Genomic DNA, 1,746 nt, shown 5'->3' on the forward strand with positions numbered 1-1,746 from the left:
GTGGCCGGGCCGGTGGCAGCGGCCGTGCGCGAGCGGCTCGGGTCGACGACCGCCGTCTCCGCCGCCCTGCTCGACGCCGCGGCCGACGGCTACGCAGCAGCCGACGTCGTGGCCCTGGTCGACGCCGCCGTGGCGCGTGACGCAGCCGCCGTGGCGCGGGTGCTGCCCGCGGTGCTGGCCATCGGCCACACCTCCGGGGCCGACCTCGTCATCGGCATCGCCGCCGCCCTGCGCCACCTGCGACCCCTGCGCCAACTGGGCCACCTGTGCCAGACCCCCACCAGCACCACCCACACCACCCCCATCGGATGGAGCGCCGCATGAGCACCCACGTCGAACTGAGAACCGGCGCCTACCACGACTCGGTCAGCCTCATGCAGGTCTCGAGGGTCGTCGCCGGCACTCCCGGCGTGCTGGCCGCGCAGGTCGCCATGGCCACCGAGCTGAACGTCGACGTGCTGACCTCCATGGGGTTCGACGTCCCGCCCGGGGCCGGCCCGAACGACCTCGTCATCGCCCTGCGCACCGACACCCCGGATGCCGTGGCGGCGGGTCTCGCGGCCGTCGCCGACGCGCTCGCGGCATTGCGGGCGACGAGCGACTCCGGTGGTGGCGACGACACGGTCGCCCCGCGCACCCTCGGCTCGGCCGCGGCCAGGGTGGACGCCACGCTGGCCGTCATCTCGGTGCCGGGGCAGCACGCCGTCACCGAGGCCTTCGACGCCATCACCTCCGGCCTGTCGGTGATGCTCTTCTCCGACAACGTGTCCGTCGAGGACGAGGTGCACCTCAAGGACGCCGCCGCCGCCGCTGACGTGCTCGTCATGGGGCCCGACTGCGGCACCGCCCACATCGGCGGGGTCGCCCTCGGGTTCGCCAACGTCGTGCGCCCCGGCTCGGTCGGCATCGTCGCCGCGTCGGGGACCGGCGCCCAGCAGGTCATGTGCCTGCTCGACGCGGCCGGTGTCGGCATCTCGCACTGCCTCGGCGTCGGCGGCCGTGACCTCAAGGCGGCCGTCGGTGGGCGCTCGACCCGGCAGGCGCTGCGTGCACTGGCCGCCGACCCGGCGACCGACCAGGTCATCGTCGTCTCCAAGCCACCGGACGCAGGGGTCCTCGCCGACCTCGAAGCCCTCGCCGACGAGCTGGGGCTGCAGGTGCACTGGGCGGTGCTGGGGCCGGGCCGCCCCGACCTCACGGCATCCATCGAGTCCTTCCTCGTCGCCCAGGGGGTGCCGGTGCCGACGTGGCCAACGTGGGCTGCCGCCGGCGGTGGCGACGACCCGCTCCTGTCCCGGGGCGCCGCCCTGCGTGGCCTGTTCTGCGGAGGCACCCTCGCCGACGAGGCGATCACGGTCGCCGAGGGTGAGCTGGGCGGCATCCACAGCAACATCCCGCACGACCCGGCCCTGGCGCTCGGCGCCGACCTGCGCCACGACGGCCACGTCGTCATCGACTTCGGTGACGACGGGCTGACCCGCGGCCGCGCCCACCCGATGATCGACCCGACCCTGCGCCAGGAGCGGATCGCCGCCGAGGCGCTCGACCCCACCTGCGGCGTGCTGCTGCTCGACCTCGTCCTCGGGCACGGCGCACACCCCGACCCCGCGGACGAGCTCGCGGATGCCGTCCGCACGGCTCGGGCGACCGCCCTCGCCTCCGGGCGCGCCCTGCCGGTCGTGGTGTCGCTCACCGGAACTGACGGCGACCCGCAGCACCGCTCGAGGTGTGCCGAGGTGCTGGCCG

Annotated in this window: 2 protein-coding genes; both read left to right on the plus strand. The window is 75.1% G+C overall.

The genetic code is table 11. The annotated features are described in order from the left end of the window. Positions 1-324, plus strand: a 324-nt coding sequence (locus tag PLL68_RS14810; protein ID WP_324535395.1) for an oxamate carbamoyltransferase subunit AllH family protein, incomplete at its 5' end; no start/stop codon positions are given. Next, a partial coding sequence (locus PLL68_RS14815; RefSeq protein ID WP_324535397.1) for an AllF/FdrA family protein occupies positions 321-1,746 on the plus strand: 1,426 nt, incomplete at its 3' end. The genes PLL68_RS14810 and PLL68_RS14815, both read left to right, overlap by 4 nt.

The sequence above is a fragment of the Ornithinibacter sp. genome (genome assembly GCF_035443565.1).
In the GTDB taxonomy this organism is placed as follows: Bacteria; Actinomycetota; Actinomycetes; order Actinomycetales; family Dermatophilaceae; genus Fodinibacter.